Source organism: Clostridium sp. CAG:43 (assembly GCF_000434655.1).
GTDB lineage: Bacteria > Bacillota > Clostridia > Lachnospirales > Lachnospiraceae > Otoolea > Otoolea fessa.
In genome coordinates, this window is the sequence record NZ_FR895078.1 from 18,811 (window position 1) to 20,831 (window position 2,021).

4 protein-coding genes are annotated in these 2,021 nt (G+C 51.7%); all 4 read left to right on the forward strand.

Annotation, left to right across the window (positions count from 1 at the left end; translation table 11 throughout):
• A partial coding sequence (locus QVO97_RS06220) for a septum site-determining protein MinC (protein ID WP_288189153.1) occupies positions 1-541 on the forward strand: 541 nt, incomplete at its 5' end.
• Positions 542-625: 84 nt separating this feature from the next.
• The gene (gene minD / locus QVO97_RS06225; RefSeq protein WP_022359515.1) at positions 626-1,417 is read left to right on the forward strand and encodes a septum site-determining protein MinD; all 792 of its coding nucleotides are present in this window, start codon (positions 626-628) and stop codon (positions 1,415-1,417) included.
• A gap of 11 nt (positions 1,418-1,428) precedes the next feature.
• Positions 1,429-1,728, forward strand: coding sequence for a cell division topological specificity factor MinE (locus QVO97_RS06230; protein ID WP_022359516.1), 300 nt, complete (start codon positions 1,429-1,431; stop codon positions 1,726-1,728).
• A gap of 28 nt (positions 1,729-1,756) precedes the next feature.
• On the forward strand, positions 1,757-2,021 hold a 265-nt coding region (locus tag QVO97_RS06235; protein ID WP_369678388.1), incomplete at its 3' end, for an FtsW/RodA/SpoVE family cell cycle protein.

Genomic DNA, 2,021 nt, shown 5'->3' on the forward strand with positions numbered 1-2,021 from the left:
GGGATCCGCCCAGATGACGCTGACCCTGGAGGGGAGAGAACTGACCCCAATCGAGGAACTACAGGTGACGGATGCGATTACCGCCAATTCCCAGATAGAGATTCTCTGTCTGCTGGATACTGACGCTAACCGCATCGCCCGCTGTGAAAAGGCGCTGACCGAGCGGCTGATGGAGCTGACTGCCCGGACGGGACAATTCTATAAAGGTAATTTATCCCGGGGCGATCTGCTGGAATCCGATGCGAGCATCGTGATCATCGGGGATGTGGAGCGCGGCGCGCGTGTCAGCGCACGGGGCAATATCGTCGTTCTTGGCACGCTGGCGGGTTCCGCCCATGCTGGGGCGGCGGGAAGTGAGGACGCGGTGATTACCGCGCTGGAGATGTCGCCGATGCACCTTCGGATTGCTGATCTGACAGCCAAAACGCGCAGCCAGGGTAAAAAGATGGGGCGCGGACCGATGATTGCATCGGTATCCGATGGAAACATTGAGGTAGAATCGGTCAAAAAAAGTTTTTTAGATTATTTTCATTTTATTTAGCGTATTTAATGGATTTAAGACTGGAATTATTCTACTTTTTAGAGTAGAATAAAATGGTAAAACAGAATACAGGAGGATGTTCCTATGAGCGAAGTTATCGTTATTACTTCCGGAAAAGGAGGCGTCGGCAAAACGACAACCTCAGCGAACGTCGGCACCGGGCTTGCCATGCTTGGCAAACGGGTGGTTCTCATCGACACCGATATCGGTCTGAGAAACCTGGATGTCGTCATGGGACTGGAAAACCGGATTATCTACAATCTGGTCGATGTGATCGAGGGAAACTGCCGGATGAAGCAGGCGCTGATTCGAGACAAAAGATATCCTGACCTGTTCTTATTACCTTCCGCCCAGACGCGGGACAAGTCGTCCGTGAGTCCGGGGCAGATGATAAAATTAGTAGAAGACTTAAGAGAAGAGTTTGATTACATACTGCTTGACTGTCCCGCCGGGATTGAGCAGGGCTTTCGTAATGCGATCGCCGGGGCGGACCGGGCACTGATTGTCACGACACCGGAGGTATCCGCGATAAGGGATGCTGACCGGATCATCGGACTTTTAGAAGCATCCGGGGTCGGGCGTATGGACCTGATCATCAACCGGATCCGGAGCGATATGGTGCGCCGGGGCGATATGATGTCGGTGGATGATGTGATGGATATTCTGTCTGTCCCTGTGATTGGCACAGTCCCGGACGATGAGGATATCGTTATATCCACGAATCAGGGCGAACCGCTGGTCGGCATGAATGGATATGCCGGGCAGGCATATTTAAACATATGCAAACGAATACTTGGAGAATCGGTACCATTTATACAGCTTGATGCGTCTCCGGGCTTCTGGTCCCGGATATCCGGCTTCCTCAAACGTGCATAGGAGGGGACGATATGATTCTGATTGCAGAACTGTTTACGAAAAAGAATTCCGGCGAGATAGCCAGAAAGCGTTTAAAACACCTTCTGACTGCCGATCGGGCGGGCTGTTCGCCGGAACTTCTGGATCTGATTCGCGCAGATTTCCTGAGGAGCGTGTCACGTTATCTGGAGATTGATCCGGGGGATGTGACACTCCGGATTCTGAGGACATCCTCAGAACAGCCGGCGGAGGTATTCCCGGCGGTCTGTGCGTCGGTGCCGGTTCTTACTTTAAGGAGCCATTTACAGCATGATATTCGATTACCAATTTAGAAATTACAACTTTCGAGCCCTCATTTATATGATTCTGCTGAGTGTTCTCGGCATTTTGGTTGTCGGGAGCGCCAGCAATCAGGACCGTTCCTCTGTGATAAAACAGATTATCGGAGTGGTTGTATCCCTGATTATCTGTCTGGTTCTGTCTTTGATTGATTACCATCAGTATTTCCGATTTACCACGCTTATCTATGTGGTCTGTGCCGGAATGCTGGCGGCAGTTCTTTTGTTTGGACGTACCACCAAGGGCGCGACCCGCTGGCTGCGGATCGGCGGGATTCAGATCCAGC

Bases quoted from the DNA above. Each gene is read 5' to 3' on its own strand.
- minD (WP_022359515.1), top strand. From the start codon at position 626: ATGAGCGAAGTTATCGTTATTACTTCCGGAAAAGGAGGCGTCGGCAAA.
- QVO97_RS06230 (WP_022359516.1), top strand. From the start codon at position 1,429: ATGATTCTGATTGCAGAACTGTTTACGAAAAAGAATTCCGGCGAGATA.